The 21,590-nt window shown below is 68.5% G+C and carries 18 protein-coding genes; 5 read left to right on the forward strand and 13 right to left on the reverse strand.

The window, feature by feature from the left end:
• Nucleotide 1 precedes the first annotated feature (1 nt).
• Entirely contained in the window at nt 2-1,603 is a 1,602-nt protein-coding gene (locus P5F91_RS01350) for an efflux transporter outer membrane subunit (protein WP_277906236.1), read from the forward strand.
• Between the two features lie 29 nt (nt 1,604-1,632).
• The gene (locus P5F91_RS01355) at nt 1,633-2,370 is read left to right on the forward strand and encodes a FadR/GntR family transcriptional regulator (RefSeq protein WP_277906237.1); all 738 of its coding nucleotides are present in this window, start codon (nt 1,633-1,635) and stop codon (nt 2,368-2,370) included.
• Between the two features lie 160 nt (nt 2,371-2,530).
• On the opposite strand, the gene P5F91_RS01360 is transcribed toward P5F91_RS01355, so the two are convergent.
• The 11 genes from P5F91_RS01360 to P5F91_RS01410 form a co-directional block, all read right to left on the reverse strand.
• Nucleotides 2,531-3,529, reverse strand: coding sequence for a carbohydrate kinase family protein (locus tag P5F91_RS01360; RefSeq protein ID WP_277906238.1), 999 nt, complete (start codon nt 3,527-3,529; stop codon nt 2,531-2,533).
• Nucleotides 3,526-4,572 carry a hypothetical protein gene (locus tag P5F91_RS01365; RefSeq protein WP_277906239.1) on the reverse strand — a complete coding sequence of 349 codons (1,047 nt, stop codon included), beginning with the start codon at nt 4,570-4,572 and terminating at the stop codon, nt 3,526-3,528. The genes P5F91_RS01360 and P5F91_RS01365 overlap by 4 nt, the downstream gene beginning before the upstream one ends.
• On the reverse strand, nt 4,569-5,630 hold the full coding sequence (locus tag P5F91_RS01370; protein WP_277906240.1) for an ADP-ribosylglycohydrolase family protein: 1,062 nt from the start codon (nt 5,628-5,630) through the stop codon (nt 4,569-4,571). Before P5F91_RS01370 ends, P5F91_RS01365 begins: the two co-directional genes overlap by 4 nt.
• 14 nt (nt 5,631-5,644) lie before the next feature.
• The gene (locus tag P5F91_RS01375) at nt 5,645-6,646 is read right to left on the reverse strand and encodes an ABC transporter permease (RefSeq protein ID WP_277906241.1); all 1,002 of its coding nucleotides are present in this window, start codon (nt 6,644-6,646) and stop codon (nt 5,645-5,647) included.
• A complete protein-coding gene (locus P5F91_RS01380; protein WP_277906242.1) occupies nt 6,643-7,731 on the reverse strand; it encodes an ABC transporter permease in 1,089 nt (362 codons plus the stop codon). Before P5F91_RS01380 ends, P5F91_RS01375 begins: the two co-directional genes overlap by 4 nt.
• The gene (locus P5F91_RS01385; protein ID WP_277906243.1) at nt 7,715-9,298 is read right to left on the reverse strand and encodes an ABC transporter ATP-binding protein; all 1,584 of its coding nucleotides are present in this window, start codon (nt 9,296-9,298) and stop codon (nt 7,715-7,717) included. The genes P5F91_RS01380 and P5F91_RS01385 overlap by 17 nt, the downstream gene beginning before the upstream one ends.
• Nucleotides 9,295-10,356, reverse strand: coding sequence for a BMP family ABC transporter substrate-binding protein (locus P5F91_RS01390; protein ID WP_277906244.1), 1,062 nt, complete (start codon nt 10,354-10,356; stop codon nt 9,295-9,297). The genes P5F91_RS01385 and P5F91_RS01390 overlap by 4 nt, the downstream gene beginning before the upstream one ends.
• Entirely contained in the window at nt 10,353-11,252 is a 900-nt protein-coding gene (locus P5F91_RS01395) for a nucleoside hydrolase (RefSeq protein ID WP_277906245.1), read from the reverse strand. The genes P5F91_RS01390 and P5F91_RS01395 overlap by 4 nt, the downstream gene beginning before the upstream one ends.
• Nucleotides 11,253-11,286: 34 nt before the next feature.
• Nucleotides 11,287-12,372: an alkaline phosphatase D family protein gene (locus tag P5F91_RS01400; RefSeq protein ID WP_277906246.1), complete on the reverse strand. Its 1,086-nt coding sequence runs from the start codon at nt 12,370-12,372 to the stop codon at nt 11,287-11,289.
• 66 nt (nt 12,373-12,438) lie between these two features.
• The gene (locus P5F91_RS01405) at nt 12,439-14,952 is read right to left on the reverse strand and encodes a TonB-dependent receptor (protein WP_277906247.1); all 2,514 of its coding nucleotides are present in this window, start codon (nt 14,950-14,952) and stop codon (nt 12,439-12,441) included.
• A 197-nt stretch (nt 14,953-15,149) separates the two neighbouring features.
• Nucleotides 15,150-16,157: a LacI family DNA-binding transcriptional regulator gene (locus P5F91_RS01410; protein WP_277906248.1), complete on the reverse strand. Its 1,008-nt coding sequence runs from the start codon at nt 16,155-16,157 to the stop codon at nt 15,150-15,152.
• A 78-nt stretch (nt 16,158-16,235) separates the two neighbouring features.
• Between P5F91_RS01410 and P5F91_RS01415 the strand changes: the two genes are divergently transcribed.
• Genes P5F91_RS01415 through P5F91_RS01425 form a run of 3 tightly spaced genes read left to right on the forward strand, consistent with a single transcriptional unit; the run spans nt 16,236 to nt 19,870 of the window.
• A complete protein-coding gene (locus tag P5F91_RS01415; RefSeq protein ID WP_277906249.1) occupies nt 16,236-16,499 on the forward strand; it encodes a hypothetical protein in 264 nt (87 codons plus the stop codon).
• Nucleotides 16,496-18,748 (forward strand): TonB-dependent receptor, encoded by a 2,253-nt coding sequence (locus tag P5F91_RS01420; RefSeq protein WP_277906250.1) that lies wholly within the window; start codon nt 16,496-16,498, stop codon nt 18,746-18,748. The genes P5F91_RS01415 and P5F91_RS01420 overlap by 4 nt, the downstream gene beginning before the upstream one ends.
• 45 nt (nt 18,749-18,793) lie before the next feature.
• Complete coding sequence (locus tag P5F91_RS01425) at nt 18,794-19,870, forward strand: adenosine deaminase (protein ID WP_277906251.1); 1,077 nt, start codon at nt 18,794-18,796, stop codon at nt 19,868-19,870.
• 294 nt (nt 19,871-20,164) lie between these two features.
• Here P5F91_RS01425 and P5F91_RS01430 read toward each other — a convergent pair whose 3' ends face one another.
• Together P5F91_RS01430 and P5F91_RS01435 are read right to left on the reverse strand one after the other, a co-directional pair.
• Complete coding sequence (locus P5F91_RS01430; protein ID WP_277906252.1) at nt 20,165-21,418, reverse strand: amino acid deaminase; 1,254 nt, start codon at nt 21,416-21,418, stop codon at nt 20,165-20,167.
• Nucleotides 21,419-21,450: 32 nt separating this feature from the next.
• Nucleotides 21,451-21,573, reverse strand: coding sequence for a hypothetical protein (locus tag P5F91_RS01435; protein WP_277906253.1), 123 nt, complete (start codon nt 21,571-21,573; stop codon nt 21,451-21,453).
• Nucleotides 21,574-21,590: the final 17 nt, after the last annotated feature.

The following is a 21,590-nucleotide window of genomic DNA, read 5'->3' on the forward strand; positions in this document are numbered from 1 at the left end:
CATGTCCAGCGCCAGCCGCCTTGCAATGGCCGGGGCGCTTCTATTCCTCGGCGGCTGCACGGTCGGACCTGATTGGCACGAACCGACCCCAGCGCTCCCGCTCGCGTTTTCGCCGCCGGTGGGGGAGGCCGCCCCCAGCCGGATGGACGCCGCCGCCGCCGACCCTGAGTGGTGGACGATCTTCGGCGATGCTGAATTGTCGTCCCTGGAGCGCAGGGTCGCGTCAATGAACCTTGATGTGGCGGAGGCGACAACCCGGGTGGCGCAAAGCAGGGCCGAACGCCGAATGGTCGGCGCCGACCAATACCTATCTGGCAACGCGAACGCCTCCTATGCCCGTGAGCGGGCGAGCCCCAATGGTGTGCTGGGCCTGCTTGGCACGACGCAACCGCAAAGTGCGGCGGCGATCGCCAATGGCGGTCCGGGGTTCGGGCCGACCTCCCTGCCGGGGAGCAGCGGCTCCGCCCCATTCGACCTTTGGCAATATGGCTTCGACGCCTCATGGGAGCTTGATTTGTGGGGGCGGGTGCGCCGCGCCGTCGAAGCCTCGAGCGCGGAGGTTGAGGCGACGGCGGACATGCGCCGGGGCGTGCTCGTCAGCGCCCTTGCAGAAACCGCCCGTGATTATCTCCAGCTTCGCGGCGTGCAGGCGCAGATAGCGATCACCCAGCAAAATCTGGATATCGCAACCCATAGCCTGTCGCTGACCAAGCTGCGTTGCTCCAATGGCGCCGCCACCAATCTGGACGTCGCCAATGCCGCCGCACAAGTGTCGGCGATCCAGGCTGGGTTGCCGGCGCTCCGGAAGCAGCAGGCGCAACTCATCAATGCCTTGAGCTTCCTGTTGGGTGCACCGCCCCGCGCGCTTGCCACGGAACTTGCGGCGCCCAAGCCCATACCACCTGTTCCGCCGCGTATACCGGTCGGCTTGCCGTCCGAGCTGGCGCGGCAACGGCCGGACATCCGGTCCGCTGAAGCGCGCCTCCATGAAGCGACGGCCAATACCGGGGTGGCGGTCGCCGACTTCTATCCGCGTGTCGTGCTTGGTGGCAGCTTCGACATTCAGGCGCTGCAGTTCTCCGGTCTCGGTTCCTGGGCGTCACGGCAATATGGCACTGGCCCTTCGATCAGCTTGCCAATCTTCGAAGGGGGCCGCTTGCATGGTGCGCTGGAACTGCGGAAAGCTCAGCAAAAACAGGCTGCCATCGTTTATCAGCGCACCGTCCTGCAAGCCTGGCACGAGGTCGACGATGCGCTCACCGCCTACAATGCCGCGCAAAATCAGCGCAGCCAGCTGCTGGAAACCGTGCGACAGAGCCGAATCGCCCTGGCGACGGCACAGTCGCAATATCTCGAAGGCGCCGTGGATTTCCTCAACGTGCTGAGTGTCCAGAACCAGCTTCTGAGTGTCCAGCGTGCCCAGACGCAGGCCGATACCGACACGGACCTGGCATTGGCCACCCTGTATAAGGCCTTGGGAGGAGGATGGCAGTCGGAGTTTCCCGTCGAAGCGGAGACCGAAAGAAAATCGGACATCGAAACGGGGCGGGCTCCTGCCTCTGAGACATCAGGTGAGCTTGCTGCCAATGGGTGGCAAAGATAGGATCACCCGATCTATCATGATGACGAGCTATGAACGATGCGAGTCATTCGGCGAGGTTGAAAATAATGTCCGCGACTGCGCCTCTTCCCCAAGCTCCTCGCACGTCGTTGGTCGACTCGACCATCAGCCTTATCCGCACGCAGATCGAAAGTGGCGCTTGGAAAGTAGGACAGCGCATTCCGAGAGAGCCTGACCTGGCCGCCATGCTGCAGGTCGGCCGCAACACCGTTCGCGAAGCGATCCGGGTGCTGTCCCACGCACAAGTGCTGGAAGTCCGGCAAGGCGACGGCACCTATGTCCGCTCCAGCGTCGACCCGGCTGAAGTCATGCGCCGGGTGAGCCATGCCAGCCTGCGGGATCATTTCGAACTACGGGCTATCCTTGAGACCGAGGCGGCGCGTCTTGCAGCCACGCGCCGGACGGATGAAGACCTCGAAAGGCTGGGACGGCTTTTGGAAGCACGCGGTGACGTACCCGCCGACGGTGATCTTGCCGGGTTCATCGATCGTGATCTCGCCTTCCACGCCGCGATCGCGACGGCGGCGCACAATGCGGCGCTGGCGGAATTGTACCGCTACTTTTCAGCGGCCGTCCGTCAGAACACTCAGGCGGTTCTGGCAGAGCGGGAGGTGCCTGAGCCGGGTGCCGCCGCCCATGCCGGGATTGTCGAGGCGATCGAGCGCCGGGACCCCGAAGGGGCGGCTATTGCCGCCCGTGCCGTTGTCGCGCCAGTCATTGCCAAGCTCACAGAGCTTTTGGGCCGCTGACACGGACGGGGCGGGATAATCCGTCTCATCCGGCCGCAGTGTCCCCTATGATTGGCGCATCTTCCAGTGGAGTGCGCCCCTTGGGGCAGCGGGTATAAAAGATTGACGGTGATGTCGGGCCTTGCAGGAGTGGGGTCATGGCGAAGTGACCTTCCCCCGCTTAAGTGGACACCTGGTTATGCGGCCTTTCGCTCGGCCTGTTCCGGGGTGATGTATCCGAGAGTGGAGTGGATGCCCCCTGGTTTGCGCTGTCCAATACCGAGGCTACCGCGGCATGGTCGGGAAAGCCCGCGCGGGCGCCGATGGCGGTGATGGCCAGGCTGGCGGCGGCGGCTGCGAAGCGCAGGGCGTCGGCCAGGCTGTCGCCGCCGAGCAGGCGGGCCAGTACGGCGGCGTTGAAGCAGTCGCCGGCCCCGGTCGCGTCCACCAGGTGTGCCGGGAACGCAGGCTGGATCACGCTCTCGTCGCTGCGCACGGCGATGGCTCCCCGGGCACCCAAGGTCACCACCACAAGTCCCGGCCCCTGTTTCAGCAGCGTCCGTGCATGCTCCGGCGTCGGGGGCAAGCCGGTCGCGGCGCGGAACCCGCCTTCGTTGAAGAACACGATGTCGCACAGGGGCAAAAGCGCTGCCAGCCGCTCCGGGCCAGGGACCACCGCCGCCTCCACATCGATGGCGACCAGGGTGCCGGCGGCGCGGGCTTCGTGGCTCACGATCTCGAATTCCGCCAGGTCGTACGGCATGGCGTAAACCACGTGGGACTGTTCCAGGGACGGGGCCAGGGTGGCCGTATCCAGCGGCCAGCCGGGCAGCGGCGCGTAGACCAGCGCCTTCTCCCCGTCCCCCTGCACCAGGATCAGGGCCGTGGCGCAGGGTCCCGCCACGCGCCGTACCCACTGGGAGACGACGCCGAAGCGCTGGAACTCCGCCACCAGGTAGTCGCCGTCATCGCGGCCGACCCGGCCGTACGCCGCCGTCGGCAGGCCTAGGTGGGCGGCGGCGCAGGCCACGTTGGCCGCCGTTCCGCCCGCATGGCGGCCCAGGTGCCGGCCCAGCACCTTCTCATCCGCCGACGGTGCGCGGTCCACGGCGAAGACCAGGTCGATATTGGGGTCGCCATAGGCCAGCAGACCGAAGCGGCGAGCGCTTGGCGGGGTCATCGGGTGGCCCCCGTATTGGCGAGGGTCCGGAAGCGGCCGGCCTGGGCGGCGGCGTCACCGGCGGCCAGCGCCAGGGCTTGGCCTTGCATCAGCAGCGGCAGAGGCGTCATGGGCTCATCCATCTCGGGCACGGGGAAGTCCGGCCCGCCCAGCACCGCCACCGCCGCACCGCGTGCACGGGCGGCGGTGGCGGTATCGGCCAGGCGGTCCGCCGCACGCGCGCCGGGGGGCGCCAGGATCAGCACCAGGTCGGCGGGCGTCAGTGCCTGCAGGCGCAGGGCGTGGTGGAACTCCTCCACCGCATGGGGCAGGGCGGCCAGTCCCGCCGCCGCCGTCAGCAGGTCGGCGATGCAGCGGGCGGTGCCGGTGTTGGGTCCGGCGCCGACGATGTGCAGTTGACGCCGGGTGGTCAGCGTGGCGCCCAGGGCGTGGATTGCGGCGTCGGATCGCAGGACGCTTTCCAGGGCAGCCGGCAGGGTGGTGACCTCCCCGCGGACATCCGCCGCCGGATACCGCAGCACGTTGCCCCATTCCAGCGCCAGCAGGATCAGGACGGCCAGGGCGGCGGCGGTCGATTGCGTGGGCATGCCCTTCTTGCTGGCGCCGGGGCATAGCCCCCAAGCCGGCGGGACCAGGAAGGGCGTGTCCTCCCGATCGCAGATGCCGACGACCAGGGCGCCACTCTCCTGGGCGCGGGCCAGGGCGTCATGGGCGGGTGACGGACGCCCGCTGGAACTGATCACCGCCACGGCGGAGTGGACGCCCAGGTCGGGGTGGCCGTACTGCGCCAGTTCGAAGGCCTGGAACGCCTGGCAGGGAATGCCGGCATAAGCGTCGAAGGCCGGTGCGGCCATCAGCCCGACGGACAGGCTGTCGCCGGATCCGGCCACCAGCAGGCGTCCAATCCCGCGGGCGGCCAGTGCCGCCGCCAGGGTCCGCACCGGCCCGGCCAAGCGGGTTAGCGCCCGGCCCACGGCGGCGGGGGTGTCCGCCCACTCCCGCGCCGTGGCGGGCAGGGGCATCAGGATGTCGGCCTCCGTCATGCCGCCAGCCGTCGATGGGCGATGGCGGCCAGGGCGTCCGCCAGGGCATTCAGGCCGTAGTCCGCCGCGTTCACCGCCCGGAATTCGGCAGTGAGGCTGGCGGGCAAGGCGGAGGTGCCACGCAGGGCGCCGGCCAGCGCCCCAGCCATGGTGGCGATGGAATCGGTGTCGTTGCCGATGGTGGCCGACAGGGCGATGGTGCGCAGCGGGTCGCCCTTGGCGTAGGCCAGGATGGCGATGGCCGCCGGCACCGATTCCGCCGCCAGGACTGAGGCGCCGACCTGCGCATCCAGGGTCTCGAGGAAGGTCCAATCATCTGTCGCCCGCGCGGCGATCTCCAGCGCTAGGTCCAGGCGCGCCTGGAAGCGGGGGCCGGGGCCCACGCGGGCATGCCGGGCGGCCAGGGTGGCGCCTCGGCGTCCCCCTTCGACGCAGGCGGTGATGACGTCGGCGATGTCGTCCGTCACCAGGGCCCGGGCCGCGCCGGCGGCGATGGCACAGGCGGCAGCGATGGCGACATCGGTGTCGTGTGAGGGCAGGCAGGTCACCAGCGCCTGGGCGCAGGCGGCGTCCAGGTCGCCGGGATGGACCAGGCCGGCCGGCGCCACCCGCATGGCGGCGCCATTGGTGGTGCCTATGGTCGTCATCTTGCGCCGCGACTGGCCGATGACGCCCACCAGGGCCGGGTCGGTACCGGCGCGCAGGGCCGCCACGATGCCCACCGTGCTGGGCCCCATGAAGCCGGCCTTGGGCGAGGTGTCGGCCCAGTCCAGTAGGCAGGCGACCCAGCCGGCCGCGTCCAGGCTGCCCTCGCCGCGCACCAGGGCGCGGGCCAGGTAGTACATCTGGCTGGCGTCGTCCGTCACCTCCGCCCTCTTGCCGGCGTTGGCGCCGGCGAAGGTGTCGGCCGTGGGTGTCACGAAGGCGGTAACCAGGCCGCCATGGGCGGCCAGTATCTCGGCCATGGACCATTGCTCGGTAGGCGCGCCCAGCGCGTCGCCCATGCCGGCCAGCAGCAGCGAACCGGCGATCCGGTTATGCAGGGAGGATGTGATCATGGATGTCATGTCCGTCAGGAGGAAAGAAGGGCGGCCCGGCCGGCCGCGGCGCGGCGACGGGCGGCCAGGCGTTGGTGCTGCTTGACCAGGACCAGGGCGGCGATGGTGACCAGGGGCGGGATCATGAAAACCACCTCGGCCGGCACGGCCAGCAGGCCCAGGCGGGCGGCCATGACGGTGGCGCCCCCGAAGACCAGCGCCGCCGCCACCGTGCCCAGGGGCCGGCGGCCGCCCAGGAACACGGCGGCCAGGGCCAGGTATCCCCGTCCCGCCGCCATGTCGGCCTGGAACAGCGTCAGGTAGCCCATGCCGAGGAAGACGCCGCCGCCGCTGGTCAGCAGGCCGCTCAGCAGCAGGCCGGCATAGCGCAGCCGCCTCACCGGCAGACCGGCGGCCAGCGCCGCCTCCGCGTTTTCCCCCGCCGCCCTGAGGCGCAGGCCGAAGACCGTGTGGCGCAGCGCCCACGCGACCCAGCCGGTGGCGGCCAGGGCGCCGTAGACCAGCACGTTGTGCCCGGCGTTCCCGTCGCCGTTCAGCAGGACGCCCAGCACCGGCATGCCGCCCATGCCAGGCCAGCGCAGACTGGGCAGGGCGAAGCTGGTCAGGCTGGCGGTCGAACCCTTGTCGCCCGTCAGGTGGGCCATCAGCAGCACCGTCAATCCCTGGGCCAGGATGTTCAGTCCGATGCCGGTGACGATCAGGTCGGCCCCCAACTCCAGATGGAACACGGCCAGCAGGCCCGCCAGCGCCGTGCCGGCCAGCAGGCCGGCGGCACAACCCAGCCACGGGTGCAGCCACAGGGGGGCGTCCGGGAACCACAGGGCGGAATAGGCGGAGGTGATGACGCCGGCGAAGGCGGCCACCAGCATCACACCCTCCAGCGCCACGTTGATGCAGCCGGCCAGTTCGGAGACCAGGCCGCCCAGGCTGGCGAAGATGATGGGGGTGGCGGCGCGCAGGGTGGCGGCCGCCACCACGGCGGCCACGGTGCCGGCCGCGATAAGGTCCAGGCTCATGCCGCCCTCCCACCGAGGTTTGTGCGGACGCGGCGCATCAACCCCAGGGCCAGGGGCGCCAGGCGGTCCGACACCACGAACAGGATGATCAGCGCCTGGATGACCAGAACCACCTCGCGCGGGACATCGGTGGCGCGCTCCATGGCCTGGGCGCCCACCCGCAGGTAGGCGTAGCCCAGGGCTGCCAGGGGCAGGGCGCCCATCCGCCCGCGCGCCAGCAGCGCCACCACGATGCCCTCCAGCCCGATACCGGGGGTGAGGTCGACGGGCAGACGCTTCAGCAGGGCGTTCGACACGTGGAAACCCGCCAATCCGGCGAACGCGCCACCCAGCGCGAACGCCAGCGCCGTGGCCCGGGCCACCGGCACCCCGGCACGGACCGCGAACCAGGGGTTGGCGCCGGCCAGGTCGATCTCATACCCCAGGGTCGTCCGCCGCAGCAGGAACAGGGCCGCCGCCACCGCCGCCGGCGCCACCAGCACCATGGCCGTCACGGTGGTGCGGGCGATCAACGGCGCCAGGGTCGCGGCCTCGGGCAGCGGGGGTGTGGTGATGAAGCCGGCAGTGGGGTCATTCAGTACCCGGCCCACCACCAGGCGGTAAACCTGCACCGCCACCACGTTCAGCATCAGGGTGGTCACGATCTCATTGGCCTCGAACCGGGTTTTCAACAGCCCTGCCACCAGGCCCCAGCCTGCGCCGGCCGCCGCCGCCGCCAGGAAGGCGAGCGGCAGGGCGGTCGGCGTATCCCCCAGACCCAGGCTGACGGCCGCGGCCGCCAGCGCGCCCATGAACAGCTGGCCGTCAGCCCCCAAGGAGAACTGCCGCGCGCGGAAGGGGATGGCGATGGCCAGCCCCACCAGGGTCAGGGTGGTGGCGTCCTGCAGCCAGGCGCCGAAGCGCACCAGCCGATGCACCACCATGCGGCCATCGGCGGCGCGCTCGATCGAGGGCAGGGGGCCGGTCAGCAGCGCGCGGAAGGCGGCCCAGGGGTGGTCGCTGACACAGGCCATGACGGCGAAGCCCAGGGCCAGGGCGGCACCCACGGCCAGGGCGATGCGGGCCCCTTCACGCGACGGCGTCATGGTCGCCCCCGTCCACCGAGGGCCCCAGCCCCGTCATATGCAGGCCCAGGGTCTGGGCGTCGACGGCCCCGGCCGCGAACCGGGCGACAATCCGCCCCCGGTACAGCACGGCGATGCGGTCCGACAGGGCCAGCAGTTCATCCAGGTCAGCCGAAATCAGCAGGATGGCGGCACCCTGATCCCGCAACGCGGCCAGGCGGGAATGCAAGGCGGATGCGGCGGCGATATCCACGCCCCGGGTCGGCTGGCTGGCGACCAGGAAGGCGGGGGCGTCGGCGATCTCACGCGCCAGGATCAGCTTCTGCATGTTGCCGCCCGACAGCGCGCCGATGGGTTGGTCGGGCCCAGTCGCGCGCACGCCGAAGCCGCCGATCACCTCTCCCGCCCAGCGCCGGGCGGTGGCGCGGTCGATCAGGCCCCGGCGCGACAGGGGTGGGCGGGCGTAGCGGGTGGCCATCAGGTTGTCGACGATGCTGAGGCTGGGGGCGGCGCCGTCGTGCAGCCTATCCTCCGTCACCACCGCCACGCCCTGGGCGCGGACGGCGCGGGGGGATAGGCCGGTGAAGACCCGGCCATCCAGGCGAGCGTCGCCGGCGCTGGGGATGGCGGCGCCGGACAGCAGGCGCGCCAGCACGTCCTGGCCGTTGCCCTCCACCCCGGCGATGCCCAGGATCTCGCCGGGTGCCACGTCGAAGCCGACGTCGCGCAGCCGGATGGCCCCGTCATCGTCGATATAGCCCAGGCCACGGGCGACGACACGCGGGGCTGGGCGGGTGCGGGCTGTGCGCCGGGGCGGCGGGGGTGGCAGGTCCCCGCCCACCATCAGGTGGGACAGCGCGCCCTCATCCAACGCCGCCATGCGGGCGCTGCCGGTGACGCGGCCCTGGCACAGGACGGTCACGCCGCCGGCCAGGGCCTTCACCTCATCCAGCTTGTGGGTGATGACCAGGATGGTGCGACCGGCGGCGGCCAGTTGGCGCAGGGTGGCGAACAGGGTTGCCGTCTCCGGCGGGGTCAGGACGGCTGTGGGCTCGTCCAGCAACAGGATGCGCGCGCCCCGGTGCAGCACCTTCAGGATTTCCACCCGCTGGCGCACGCCGACCGGCAGGCTGGCCACCGTTGCCGCCGGATCCACGGCCAGCCCGGATTGCTCCACTAGCTCCCGGACGCGGGCCGCTGCCGCTGCCCGGTCCAGCCGGCCGCCGATCCGGCGCGGCTCATGCCCCAGCACCACGTTTTCCGCCACCGTCAGCGACGGCACCAGATTCAGGTGCTGCGCCACCAGGCCGATCCCGGCCGCGATGGCGTCGCCTGGGTGGCGGAAGTCCACCGGCCGGCCATGGATGCGCAGGATGCCGGCCGTTGGCCGCTCCAGCCCGTACAGCATCTTCATCACCGTGGACTTGCCGGCGCCGTTCTCACCCACCAAGGCGTGGATCTCGCCGGCCGCCACGGTGAAACTGACACCACTGTTGGCCAAGGTGCCGTTGGGGTAGCGCTTCGCCACGTCTTCCAGGGCGATGGCTACTAAGGATGGGGCGAAGGGTGGGGCGATGGAGGGGGTCATGGCTGCGCCCCTGGGAAGGCGGTGGGCACGGCCAGGGTGCCGTCGATGATTCCCTGGCGCGCGGCCGCCACCGCGGCGCGCACGGCGGTCGGCACGGTCAAGGCGGCATCCGGGTTGTCCGCCAGGCCGATGGCACCCTCCTTCAGGCCCAGGGACTCCGTCCGGCCCATCGGCAGCCGGCCTTGTTGCCACAGCCGCAGGGCGCGCAGGATGGCGGCGTCTACGTTCTTCATGACGGAGGTCAGGATGCGGGCGGCGCGGCGGGGGCTGGACGCGCGGTAGAGGGCTGCCTGGTCGGAATCCACGCCGATGACGTAGCGCCCGGCTTCCTCGGCCGCCTCGATGACGCCTTGGCCGGTGGCCCCCGCCACCTGGAAGATGACGCCGGCCCCCTGGCCATATTGGGCCTTGGCGATCTCCTTGCCCGTCGCGGGGTCGGAGAAGGAATTGGCGAACTGGCGCAGCACGGCGATGCCGGGCGCTGCGTCCTGCGCCCCCGCCCCATAGCCGGCGGCGAAATCGTTGATGACGGGGATGGGCATGGCGCCCACCAATCCCACCACGTCTTTGGCTCCGGATATCGTCCCGGCCCGCACCAAGCCAGCCGCCAGCACGCCGGCCAGATAGCCACCCTCGTTCTGGCGGAAGCGCATGGAATAGACGTTGCCGCAGGCGCAGCGGGCGTAATCGACCACGCCGTCGAACAGAATGAAGGTGACGTCCGGATAGTCGGGGGCCACCTTCTGCACCAGCGGCCCCATGGTGTAGGTGCCGGTCACGATGATGGGGAAGTCGCCGCTGTCGGCCAGGTCCACCAGGCTGCTCTCCCATCGTGTGGGATCATAGCCGCCCTCGATGGTGCGGGTGGCCAGGTGCAAGTCCGCCTCCGCCTGGCGCAGGCCCCGGGCTGCGGAATCGAAGAAGGACTTGTCGCCCAGCGCCCCGTTGACGAAGAAGGCTACGCGCGGGGGCCGCCCATCAGCCGCATGTGCGCCGGCGGCGGCTGGCGCCAGCCCCGTCATCACCATCAGCACCAGGGCGAGTGCCGGGCCCCTCATGGCAGCCGGGCCAGGCGCTCGGCCATCAGGGACAGCAGGCCATCCGTGTCCAGGCCGGTGTACAGCGCGGCGTTGACCTCGCCATCCTGGTGAAGGCGGCTGCGCCCCTCATCGGGGCCCGGCCGCCAGTCAACCTCCAGCCGGCCGGTCTCCCCCCTGAACAGGCGGGGCCGCAGCAGGGCCGCCACCGGGCAGGCGTCGTGCAGCAGGGGATCCTGTTCGCCGTACACCGCCAGCATGGCGGCCAGCGCCTGGGCGGATCGCGTGGGTTGGGCCGCCAGGGCTGCCAGCCACGCGGGGGGCATCGCCGCCTGACCGGTCACGTCCAGCGGGAATACCTCCAACCTGGCGCCGGCGGTCATGACCACATGGGCGGCCGCCGGGTCCGCCCAGAAATTGAACTCCGCCGCCGGGGTGACATTGCCGGGGCAATGGGCGGCCCCACCCATGAGGTGAATGGAACGGGCCCGCGCCAGCAGGCCGGGATGCCGTATCTCCGCCAGCGCCAGATTGGTCAGCGGTCCCATGGCCACGATCGTCAGGTCCGCCCCCAGCGGCGACAGCAGCAGGTGGGCCAGGGCGTCGGCCGCATGGTCCGCCACCACCGGCCGCGCGTCCCCGCCCAAGGCCACCCCGCCCAGACCATCCTCGCCATGCACCAGGTTGGTCCGGGCCTGGGGATACAGCAATGGCCGCGCGGCACCGGCGTAGACGGGGATATCCGGCCGGCCGAACAGGTCCAGCAGGCGCCGGGCGTTGGTGGCGGTGACAGCCACTGGCCGGTTGCCGGCCACGCAGGTCACCGCGCGCACGTCCAGTTCGGGAGAGGCTACCGCCAAGGCCAGGGCCAGGGCGTCGTCGATGCCGGGATCACAGTCAATCAGAACCGCAGTCATGAACGTCTTTCTTGGGAAATAGCAAAAGCGTGTTTCAGGTGTGCAGGCTGTCCAGGGCCACCGTGTGCTGGATGCCGAGGACGCCATCGGCCGTTCGCACCTCCATCACCACCTGGGGTTCCGGCGCCTCCCACAGGATGTGGATCATGCCGAAGTTGCGCTGGGCCACGGTGCCGATGGGCAGACGGTTCAGGTTGGGGCCGGGCAGGGGCCAATAATGGGTCAGGCCGCTGCTGGTGACGTCATAGAGGGGATAGGGCGTGCCCCGCGTCAGGACGCTGATCTCGCCGTAATGGACCTCGCCGCTCAGGAAAAGGACGCCGCCGGCGCCGGTGCGTGCGATCAGGTCGGCCAGGCGCTGGCGCTCCAGGGGGAAGTTGGTCCAGGCCTCATAGCCCCGGTGGCCGGCGGCATAGGGGACGCTGGACCCGATCAGGCGTACCCGGGCCGGTCGCCGCAGTTGCGCCTCCAGCCAGCGCCACTGGTCGGCGCCCAGCATGGTGGCCGCCGGGTCCAGGTTGGGCAGATAAGGGCCGAAGCCGCTCTTGGCCGTGCGTTCCGGCTCGTCATGGCGCAGCAGGGGGCTACGGTTGTAGCGCAGGTCCAGAAACAGGATCTGGACGCGCCGCTCCGGCGGGCCCAACTCCAGCGCGTGGTAGACGCCATCGGGGCGCGTCCGCCTCGGGTCATTCGCGGGCACCTGGAAGAAATCCAGGAACAGCGCGCGGGCGGCTTCTTTCCCGGGGAAATCGGCGCCGCCGTCATGAACGCCATAATCGTGGTCGTCCCAGGTGGCCTCGATCGGCACAAGGGCGCGGAAGGCCCGGAACTCGGGGGAGGCGTCCAGCCGGCGGTACATCTCGGCCAGGGCCGGGATGATCCCCACCTTGGCCGTCACGGCGTCGTCGGCATAGACGGTGTCGCCCAGGAACAGAAACAGGTCGGGGTCGGTCGCGGCGATGGCCGGCCAGATGTCCTGCGCCATTTCCGGATGGTCGCAGCAGCCGAAGGCGATGCGCGTCAGGCGTTCCCCGGCCACACGCGGCGCCGGGGCCGCCCGCCCCAGGCGGGTCAGCAGCGTGGCGCCCGTGGCGGCCAGCAGGGAACGGCGGTTGAACATCGGCACCCTCGGGGTCGAGGACCCCGCCGGTGACGGCGGGGCCCGGTCAGGCTCTACTTGTCAGGCTCAATATTTGGTGCGCAGGGTCACGACGAAGGTGCGCGGGCTGCCCAGGAAATAGCGGCCGGACGTCAGCGGATTGCTGGTCGTCAGTTCCATGCCGATGCCGGCCAGGTAGTGCTGGTCGAGCAGATTGTCGACGTTCACCGCGATCTCGGTGTCGTGCAGCGGGCCCACCCAGTTGTCGTCCAGGCGATAGGTCGCCGACAGGCCCACCAAGGTATACGCCGGCATGTATTCCCGAGGGTAATAGGCCGGGCCGCCTGCCACCACCGTGTTCTGCACCGCGCCGTAGGTTCCAGCCTGGCGGCCGACATAGCGGGCGTTGACCATCAGGCGCAGCGGGTCGATGGGGCGCCAGCCCACCTCGCCATACAGGCTGTGGCGCGGCTGGCCCAGCACCGGGTCGCCCTTACTGATGCCCTCCGCCGGCGTGGCCACCTTGTAGAAGGCATCGTTGAAGGCGTAGTTGCCGTAGAGGTCGACGCTGCCGAACTGGGCGGTGGCGGTCAGTTCCACCCCGCGTGAGGTGATGCCGCCCTGGTTCAGAAAGGTGGTGGTGGCGTCGCGGCTGAAGATGTCGCCGTCCGGGTTGCCGTTCTGGATTGAGATGCGGTTATCGTAATCGATCCAGTAGCCCTGGACGGAGAAGCCGAAATTGCCCAGGGCCCAGCGGGCGCCCACGTCGTAGTTGGTGGAGGTCTCCGGCTGGATGCCCTTCTTGCTGTCGATGGCGGCCGTGCCCTCGAACACGCTGTCGGGCAGGGCGCTGAAGTTCCGCGAGCCACTGGCGAACAGTTCCAGGCTGTCGGTCAGGTGGTACAGCAGGCCCACCTTTGGCAGCACGTCGGAATGAACGCTCAGTTCCCGGGTGCCGGCGAATTCCACGGGAGAGCGGTAGGTCTCATCGAAATCCTGATAGGTCAGGCCGGCCGACACCTCCGCCTTGCTGTCCAGGAAGCGCAGCTTGTACTGGCCGTAGTACATGTGCGTGTCGGATGCGTAGTGGCGATCCTGGGTGATGGAGTACAGGCCGCTATCGCTGTAGTCGTCGCCGATCTTGGGATCGGTGACCTTGTACCAATTGCGGGTCTTGGCGCGGTCGATATGCTCGACCCAGATGCCGGCGCGCAGTTCCTGGTTATCGCTGATAGTGCCCTTCAGCTCGCTCAGGCCGCCCTCGCGATCCATCTCATAGCCGCCCTTGCGGCGGGAGGCTTCGCGGGCGCCCCATTGGCTGGTGGGATTCATCTGGTATTTGGCAGCGGCCGGGCAGCCGGCGGCCTTCAAGGCCGCGGCGCTGGTGCCGCCGGGGTAGGTGACCGCCGCCACCGGGATCAGCGCGCCGCTGGCGGTGTGGGCATACTGGTTGGCGTAGCACTCCTGCACCGTGCCGGTGGCCTTGCCGCCGGGCGCTACCGCGCTGTACAGCTGGCCGTTGGCCGGTAGCTGGACGTATGGCACATAGAACCAACCCGCCCCTTCTTCATGATGGTAATAGGGTTTGACGGAGAAGGAGATGCTGTCCGTCACGGGCGTGGAAACATCGATGTGGCTGAAGTATTCGCGGCTGTCGATTCCGCGCGTTTTTCGGTTGTTCTGGTCGATGTTGGGGTCGCCGGTCCAGGTGTCGGTCAGGCCATCCGTGTTTGGATTGGTCTCGAAGTTGGCTTTGTAGAAGGGCGCGCTGACGGCGCGCAGCGCCACGGCGTCGTAATCGTTATCCGACAGGTCGTTGTAGCTGAAGCTGGCCTTCACCTTGGCGCCGTTATCGAATTCCTTCACCATCTTGAAATCGACATGGTCGCGCTTGCTCTCGCCCGATTGGGCGCCCGGCCAGGTGTTCAACTGTTCGTGCGAATAGCTGACATAGGCCGTCAGGCCGCGCGCGATTTCGCCCGTGTCCAGGCGGGCGAAGGCGCGGCGGTAGCCGACGTCGCCGCCCGACAGCTCCGCCGCGCCGCCGGCGGTGGCGGCGGGATCACGGCTCTGGAAATCGATGTAGCCGCCCAGGGCCTGGTTAGACGGCGTGCCGATCTCACCCGCCGATTGGGAAACGGAGATGCGTTCCAGGTTGCCGCCGTCGATCAGGCGCGACGGCATGGTGCCGCCGTTGGACAGGGTGGAGCCGTTGGGGATGCCGTCGACGGAAACGCCGATCTGCTCCTTGTTCAGCCCGCGCATGCTGAGGCGCATGGAAAAGCTGCCGGTCATGGCGTCGCTGGACCCCACCAGTACGCCGGGCACCCGGTTGATCATCTTCAGGGGATCCAGGCCGGGCGGCAGTTCCTTGATGGCCTCCGCGTCGACGATGCTGTTGGCCCGCGTCTCGCCAATGCCCAGCTTGTGGGCGGTGACGACGATCTCATCCAGGGGGGTGTCGTCGGCCCCGGTCGCATCCGCCGCTCTGGCTGTGCCGGGTACCGCCCCGGCCAGTATCCAGAGTGACGCACCCGCCAATGCCGCCCTAGTCAGTCCATTTCCCTGCCTCGCCGTCCGGCGCCCGATCATCCGCTTCATGCCCCAATACCCCTTTTTGGTTTCGGCCCCCATGTGATCCCCCACGGCCCCCCGCCGCGGTGCTTCGATCCATTGCGGGCTCGTGATGAAACGTTTCATATTTAAAGTACGACAGATGCGCAATGTCAACTTATACGTTTCACTTAAATGTCATGAAGAACGGCTCTGCCCACTGCCCATCGGGAAAGGATGGGGTGTCAGGGGGCGGGTGGGGGCGCCACGGTGCCGCGTTCGACGTAGGTCACATCGAACACAAGCCGGCGCCGGGACTCCGTTGGCTTGGCGATGCGGCGCAGCAGGGTGTTCACCGCCTCGATCCCCATTTCCTCCACCGGGATGTTGATGGTGGACAGGCCGGGAAAGGCCAGCGCGCCGTAGGGAATGTTGTCGAACCCGATGATGGAAACGTCCTCCGGGACGCGCAGGCCCCGCTGACGCAGGGTGTTGATGGCGCCCAGCGCGATCAGGTCGGCGCCCACGCACAGCGCGGTGGCCGACCCGTCCGCCACCGCGGCGGCCACCGCCGGCTCCAGGTCGAAGGAATAGGCATTGTGCAGGTGCCAGGCTAGGGCGTCGTGCCGGCGCAGCACCTCGGCGCTGCTCTCGGATCGTTGGCGGGAACTGCGCACGTCAGTCGGGCCGGAAATAACCCCGATGCGCCGGTGCCCCGCCCGGATCAGCCGTTCAGCCGCCATGCGCCCCCCGGAGTCGACGTCGATCTGGATCAGGTCGTGGCGGGGATTGTCGCGGTCCAGCACCAGCACGGGCAGGCCACCGGTCAGGTCGGCCAACGTGTCCTCGTCATTGATGGGAAACCAGATCAGGCCGTCCACCCCGCGCTGGATCAGGGCCTGGGCGGCGGCGCGCTCGGCTTCGGGCGAGCCCTGCGTGTCGGTGACGAAGACGCTGTAGGCGCTTTCCCGTGCCGCATGCACGACGTTCTGCGCCAGGGCCGGGAAGAAGGGATTGGTGAGGTCAGGCAAGATCAGGCCGATGGCGCTGGTCTTGCCCGTGCGCATGGCCTTGGCGCTGAGGTTGGGGCGATAACCCAGGCGTGCCGCGACCTCCAGCACATGGCGGCGTGTATCCCCGCCCACGGAACCGACGTCGTTCAGCGCGTACGACGCGGTCGCCACCGACACGCCCGCCGCCAGCGCCACGTCCTTCAGGGTGGGGCGTTTGCCGTTGTTTTCGTCCTTGGTCATCGGGATCTCTGGAGTGACGGGGCTGGTTAATCGTTTGTGGCGTAATTCAGCCGAATCCCGCTGCAAATGGGAAGCGGCATGGTTGGAGCCAATAAAGTAAGGGCGGCACAGGCTCCTGGGGTCTTGGGTTTTATGAATCGATTAAAAAATCATAATCCCACCTTGACGGGCGATAAATGCCAGGTAAGCATTGGAAATACAATAAGCCAGCTCGGCGACAGTGAGTCGCTGGGCATGCCTTTTGGCGCCAAAAAAATGAAACGTTTAATCAAAATAGACTGCGCCGCCAGGATGATGGCTTGGCAGCAACGGACAGGGCATGAACGGTGGGAGTTAAAATGATGAGACTCATGAAGGTGACGACGGCGGCGGCGCTGGTGGCGTTGGCGGCGGGGGAAGGGGTGGCGGTCGCGCGGGCGGCGGAGACGGCGGACGGCCCGCCCGTCTTGGAGGAAATCGTGGTCACGGCCCAGAAACGGACGGAGGACCTGCAGCAGGTACCGCTGTCCGTCAGCGTCATGAACGGCGACGACATGCGCGGCCTGGCGGTGTCGGGTGATGATATCCGGGTGCTGTCCGGGCGCGTGGCCAACCTGAACGCGGAGTCCACCTTTGGCCGCGTCTATCCGCGCTTCTATATCCGTGGACTGGGCAACGAAGACTTCACCCTGAACGCCTCGCAGCCGGTGGCGCTGTACTATGACGACGTGGTGCTGGAGAACCCGGTGCTGAAGGGCATGCCGGCTTTCGACCTGGAACGGGTCGAGGTGTTGCGCGGCCCCCAGGGGACGTTGTGGGGCAAGAACACCACGGCGGGCGCCGTCCATCTGGTGTCCCGCAAGCCCACGGACGCGACCGGGGGCTATGCCGACGTCACCTATGGCAACTTCAGCAGCTACACCGCGGAATCGGCGGTAGGTGGCAGCCTGGGCGACGGCCTCGCTGCCCGGGCGTCCGTCCTGTATCAGCATCGCGACCCGTGGGTGCGCAATGTGGTCACGGGGAACAAGCTGGACGGCTATGACGATCTGGCGGCGCGGGTGCAGGTGCAGTGGAAGCCCGGCGAGCGCTTCACCGCCCTGGTCCAGGCTTTCGGCCGCTCACTGGATGGCACGTCCACGCTGTTCCATGGCGCCGGCACCGATGAGACCGTCGGCGTTCTGCCCTTCGACAAGTATGACATCGCGGAGGAGAGCGATAACAACAACCGGCAGAAGGTGACCACGCGTGGTGTTACCCTGAACGCTGCCTATGAATTCGACGACGTCACCCTTACCTCCATCACCGCCTGGCTGACCGGCAGCATGTTCAGCGTGGGGGATGTCGACGGCTCCCCCCGGCCGGCTTTGGTCAACGCCTCCGATGTCGATGGGCTGACACAGGTGACACAGGAACTGCGTCTGGCCTCCAGCCCTGGCGGGCCCTTTGGCTGGCAGGGTGGTCTCTACTATTTCTCCGAGGATCTGAACTACTGGAACACCACCGCCAACAACAGCTTCCAGACGGCGGATGGCATGCCTGGCTTCGGCGCCTATCAGCGGGCGCGCCAGCGCAGCCACAGCGGTGCGGCCTTCGGCCAAGCCAGCTATTCCCCCATCGAGCGCCTGATCCTGACGGCCGGCTTGCGCTACACCGTCGACGCGGTGGACTTCTGGCAGGACTCCTCCTCCTTCACGCCCAAGCCCACCGACCTCGCGGCCTTCCCCAACTTCGCCACCGATCCGTTTTACAAGGTGGCGGGCCGGGGCCCTGGCCCCTGGTTCCTGCCCCGGTTTTCCAGCACCGACGGCCGCTGGGGCAAATTCACCTACGATGGCAGCGTGGCCTATCGCCTGGATGATCAGATCAACCTCTACGCCCGGGTGGCGGAGGGGTACCACGCCGGTGTGATCACGGGGCAGGCCATGTTTGACCCGCTGCAGAAGGCGGATCCCGAGACGGTGACATCGTACGAAGCGGGGGTGAAGGGCGACTTTTTCGGTCGGCGGTTGCGCACCGACCTGTCGGTCTTCCATTACGTCTATCGCAACCAGCAACTGGTGGCGTACAGCAACCTGGCGGCGGGCCAGGAAATCATCCGCCTGATCAACGCTAAGGGAGGCATCGGCACCGGCTTCGAACTGGAAACCAAGCTGCAGGTGACCGACGGCCTGCTGCTGGGTGCCAATCTCGGCTTTGTGAAAACCGAGATCCAGGGCCCAACGGAGGTGGACGATCCCCGCAACCCCGGCCACCCCCTGGACATCGCCGGTCAGCCCTTTCCCTTTGCCCCGCGATGGACCGCCTCGTTGACGGCCGACTACACCTATCCGCTGGGCGGCGGGCGGGAGTTGTTCCTGGGTACCGACTGGACCTATCGCGGCGACGAGAATTTCCAGCTGACCAGCTTCGTCCAGCCGCAATTCCAAGGGCAGGGGTATTGGGAAGGCGGGGCCCGGGCGGGCTATCGCTTCGGCCGCACCCAGGTCGCGGCCTGGGTGCGCAATATCACCGACGCCTCCGTCCTGACCAGCGCCGTGAACGTCAACGGCTACGCAGGCGTGTTCACCAATCCGCGCACCTACGGCGTGGAACTGTCTACCCATTTCTGAAGACCAGCGATCCCCGGGGGTTGCCCCCGGGGATCAGGAGCGACCATGACCAATACCCTTGCCCCGGCCTCGGCTGATTTCATCCGGTCCCTGCCCAAGGCGGAGCTGCACCTGCACATCGAAGGCAGCCTGGAACCGGAGCAGATGTTCGCGTTCGCCCGCCGCAACCGGGTGGATCTGCCCTTCCGCACGGTGGAGGAGGTGCGGGCCGCATACGCCTTCACCAACCTCCAGGACTTCCTGGACATCTATTACCAGGGTGCCCAGGTCCTGCGCACGGAGGAGGACTTCCACGACCTGGCGATGGCTTATTTCCGCCGGCTGGCGGCCGATGGCGGCGTGCATGCCGAGATCTTCTTCGACCCCCAGACCCATACCGACCGGGGCATCCCCTTCCAGGTCGTGGCCGACGGCCTGCTGGCCGGCATGGCCGCGGCGGAGCGGGAGCTGGGCGTCACCTCGCGGCTCATCCTCTGCTATCTGCGCCACCTGGATGAGGAATCAGCCTTTGCTACCCTGGCGGCGGCGGAACCCTATCTGGACCGCATCGCCGGCGTGGGACTGGATTCATCCGAGGTGGGCAACCCGCCGTCGAAATTCGCCCGGGTGTTCCAGGCTTCACGGGAGCGGGGGCTGAAGCTGGTGGCCCACGCGGGGGAGGAGGGGCCACCCGACTATGTCTGGCAGGCGCTGGACATTCTCGGCGTGGATCGCCTGGACCATGGCAACCGCGCGCTGGAGGATGCGGACCTCACCCGGCGCCTGGTGGACCAGGGCACGACGCTGACGGTGTGCCCGCTGTCTAACCTCAAGCTCTGCGTCGTGCCCAGCCTGAAGGCGCATCCCCTGCGGCGCATGCTGGACCTGGGGCTGAAGGCGACGATCAACGCCGACGACCCGGCTTATTTCGGCGGCTATCTGCTGGACAATTACGTGCGGGTTGCGGGGGCCTTAGGTTTGGACCGGGCGCAGCTGGTGCAACTGGCCCGCAACAGCATTACCGGGTCCTTCCTGGATACGGCCGCCCAGGGGCCGCATCTGGCGAGGCTACGGCAGATTGGAGCCGGATCGGGATTGACGGAGACAGCTGGGTTTCAGTTCGGCGTCAGCCCAATATTGTAAACCGGCGCTACCCGCTGACCCCGCCAACTTGAATAGAATCAAATGGACGCCGCGCCGATCGGCGTCCAAGTCCCGCATTGACTAACAAACCTGGGCGTTGTGAACGGCCTTCGAGGCCGGGCCGATTATGAGCACCATGGCGCGCGCATACACGGTGGCCGGCCGCGAAGAGGCGGTGGCCCTGTGCCCATGTTCGGGCCCTGATGAGCGCCTGCATGACGAGTTAATGGACACCCCCCACCCCGACATCATGATCATGCCATCCCTGGGTTTGGTCCGGGGACGGCGCGCCGATCAGAAATAAGTCCGGTAGGCATCCACCACCGTGTAGTCATCATCGACCACCAGCAGCAGCTGCCACTTGTCCAGCGTGGTGCAGGGGTGGGACACGCCCAGGCCGACGCGGTCGCCCACCTTCAGGTTGGCATCCACCGGGATGCGCAGGTAGGCGTGCTGGTCGTTGACGCCGACAACCTCCCATCCCATCCCATCCACCGATGCCGGCGCTGCGCCGGCGCGGGACAGCAGCAGGGGAACTGGCAGGCCCGCGTCCGTCCCGAAATCACGCCGGCCGGCGGCCAGCAGCGCCAGCCCTGGTTCGGGTCGCGATTGGACGTAGGCCCAGACCTCCAGCGCCCGTTCCAAACCACCCGCCGTCGCCCGCTTGGCCCTCAGCGCGTCATGAGCCTTCTGATAGATGCCGGAATCCTGGGTGACATAGCAGCCGCTACGGGTGACGACACGCGCGTCCAGCCCGGCGAACGCTTCCAGCACGAGGTCGTAGTGGATGGACCCGCCAGCGGTCAGCAGGGGCTGCGTCACGCCGAACAGCCCTTCGTCACGGCAGCGCCGGTACAGGGTCGCCATGTCGGCTAAAAACTGAGTCACGGTTGGCTGGCCGAGAGGGGCGGCCACGGGCAGCATGCCCTCGAATCCCTCGACCCCGGCCAGGGCCAGGACCGGGCCTGCCTGGTGGATGGCGCGGGCCACGGTCATGGCCGCGTCCACGCCGCGAGCACCCGTGCGGCCGCCGGTGTAGCCCAGTTCCACCAACACCTGGATGGGCCGCTCCAGCCCCACCCGCAGGGCCGCTTGGGTCAGCAGCGCCACGCCGGCCGGTGAATCCGCCAGGCAGTAAAAGTCGAACCCGGGATCCCGCCGCAGTTCCTCGACGATGCCCACCAGTTCGGCGTCACCCACCGGCTGGTTGGCGAGGATGATGCGCCCCGCGCCCCAGCGGCGGCAGACGCGCATTTGCTGGACGGTGGCCACCGTGACACCCCAGGCGCCATCGGCCAACTGGCGGCGCATGATGGCCGGGCACATGGTGGTCTTGACATGAGGGGCCAGCAGCGCCTGGGCGTCTTTGACGAAAGCCTGCATCCAGCGGGAGTTGCGCTCCAGCGCCGGCAGCTTGATGACGGCGGCGGGCAGGGGAATATCCCCGCGCAGCAGGTTCCACCCCCGGCCGCCCACCTGCGACAGGAGGGCCTGCTGGTGCGGCGGGAAGCCTTTGACCGTATCATCCAGCATCACATCCTCAAGCACTCTCGTTCTCCCCGTGTCTTGCATGAAGGGTTTCAGCGCCGCGCGGCGGTGCGGGAGCGTGTGAACAGCGCCAGCCCGGCGATGCTTGCCGGTAGGGCGACGGTGACCATGGCCCAACCCACCGCCACCGGGTCGCCATGGACGGGCTTCGTCACCAGGGTCGTGAACCGGC

This window comes from Nitrospirillum amazonense (assembly GCF_029594735.1).
GTDB classification, from domain to species: Bacteria; Pseudomonadota; Alphaproteobacteria; order Azospirillales; family Azospirillaceae; genus Nitrospirillum; species Nitrospirillum amazonense.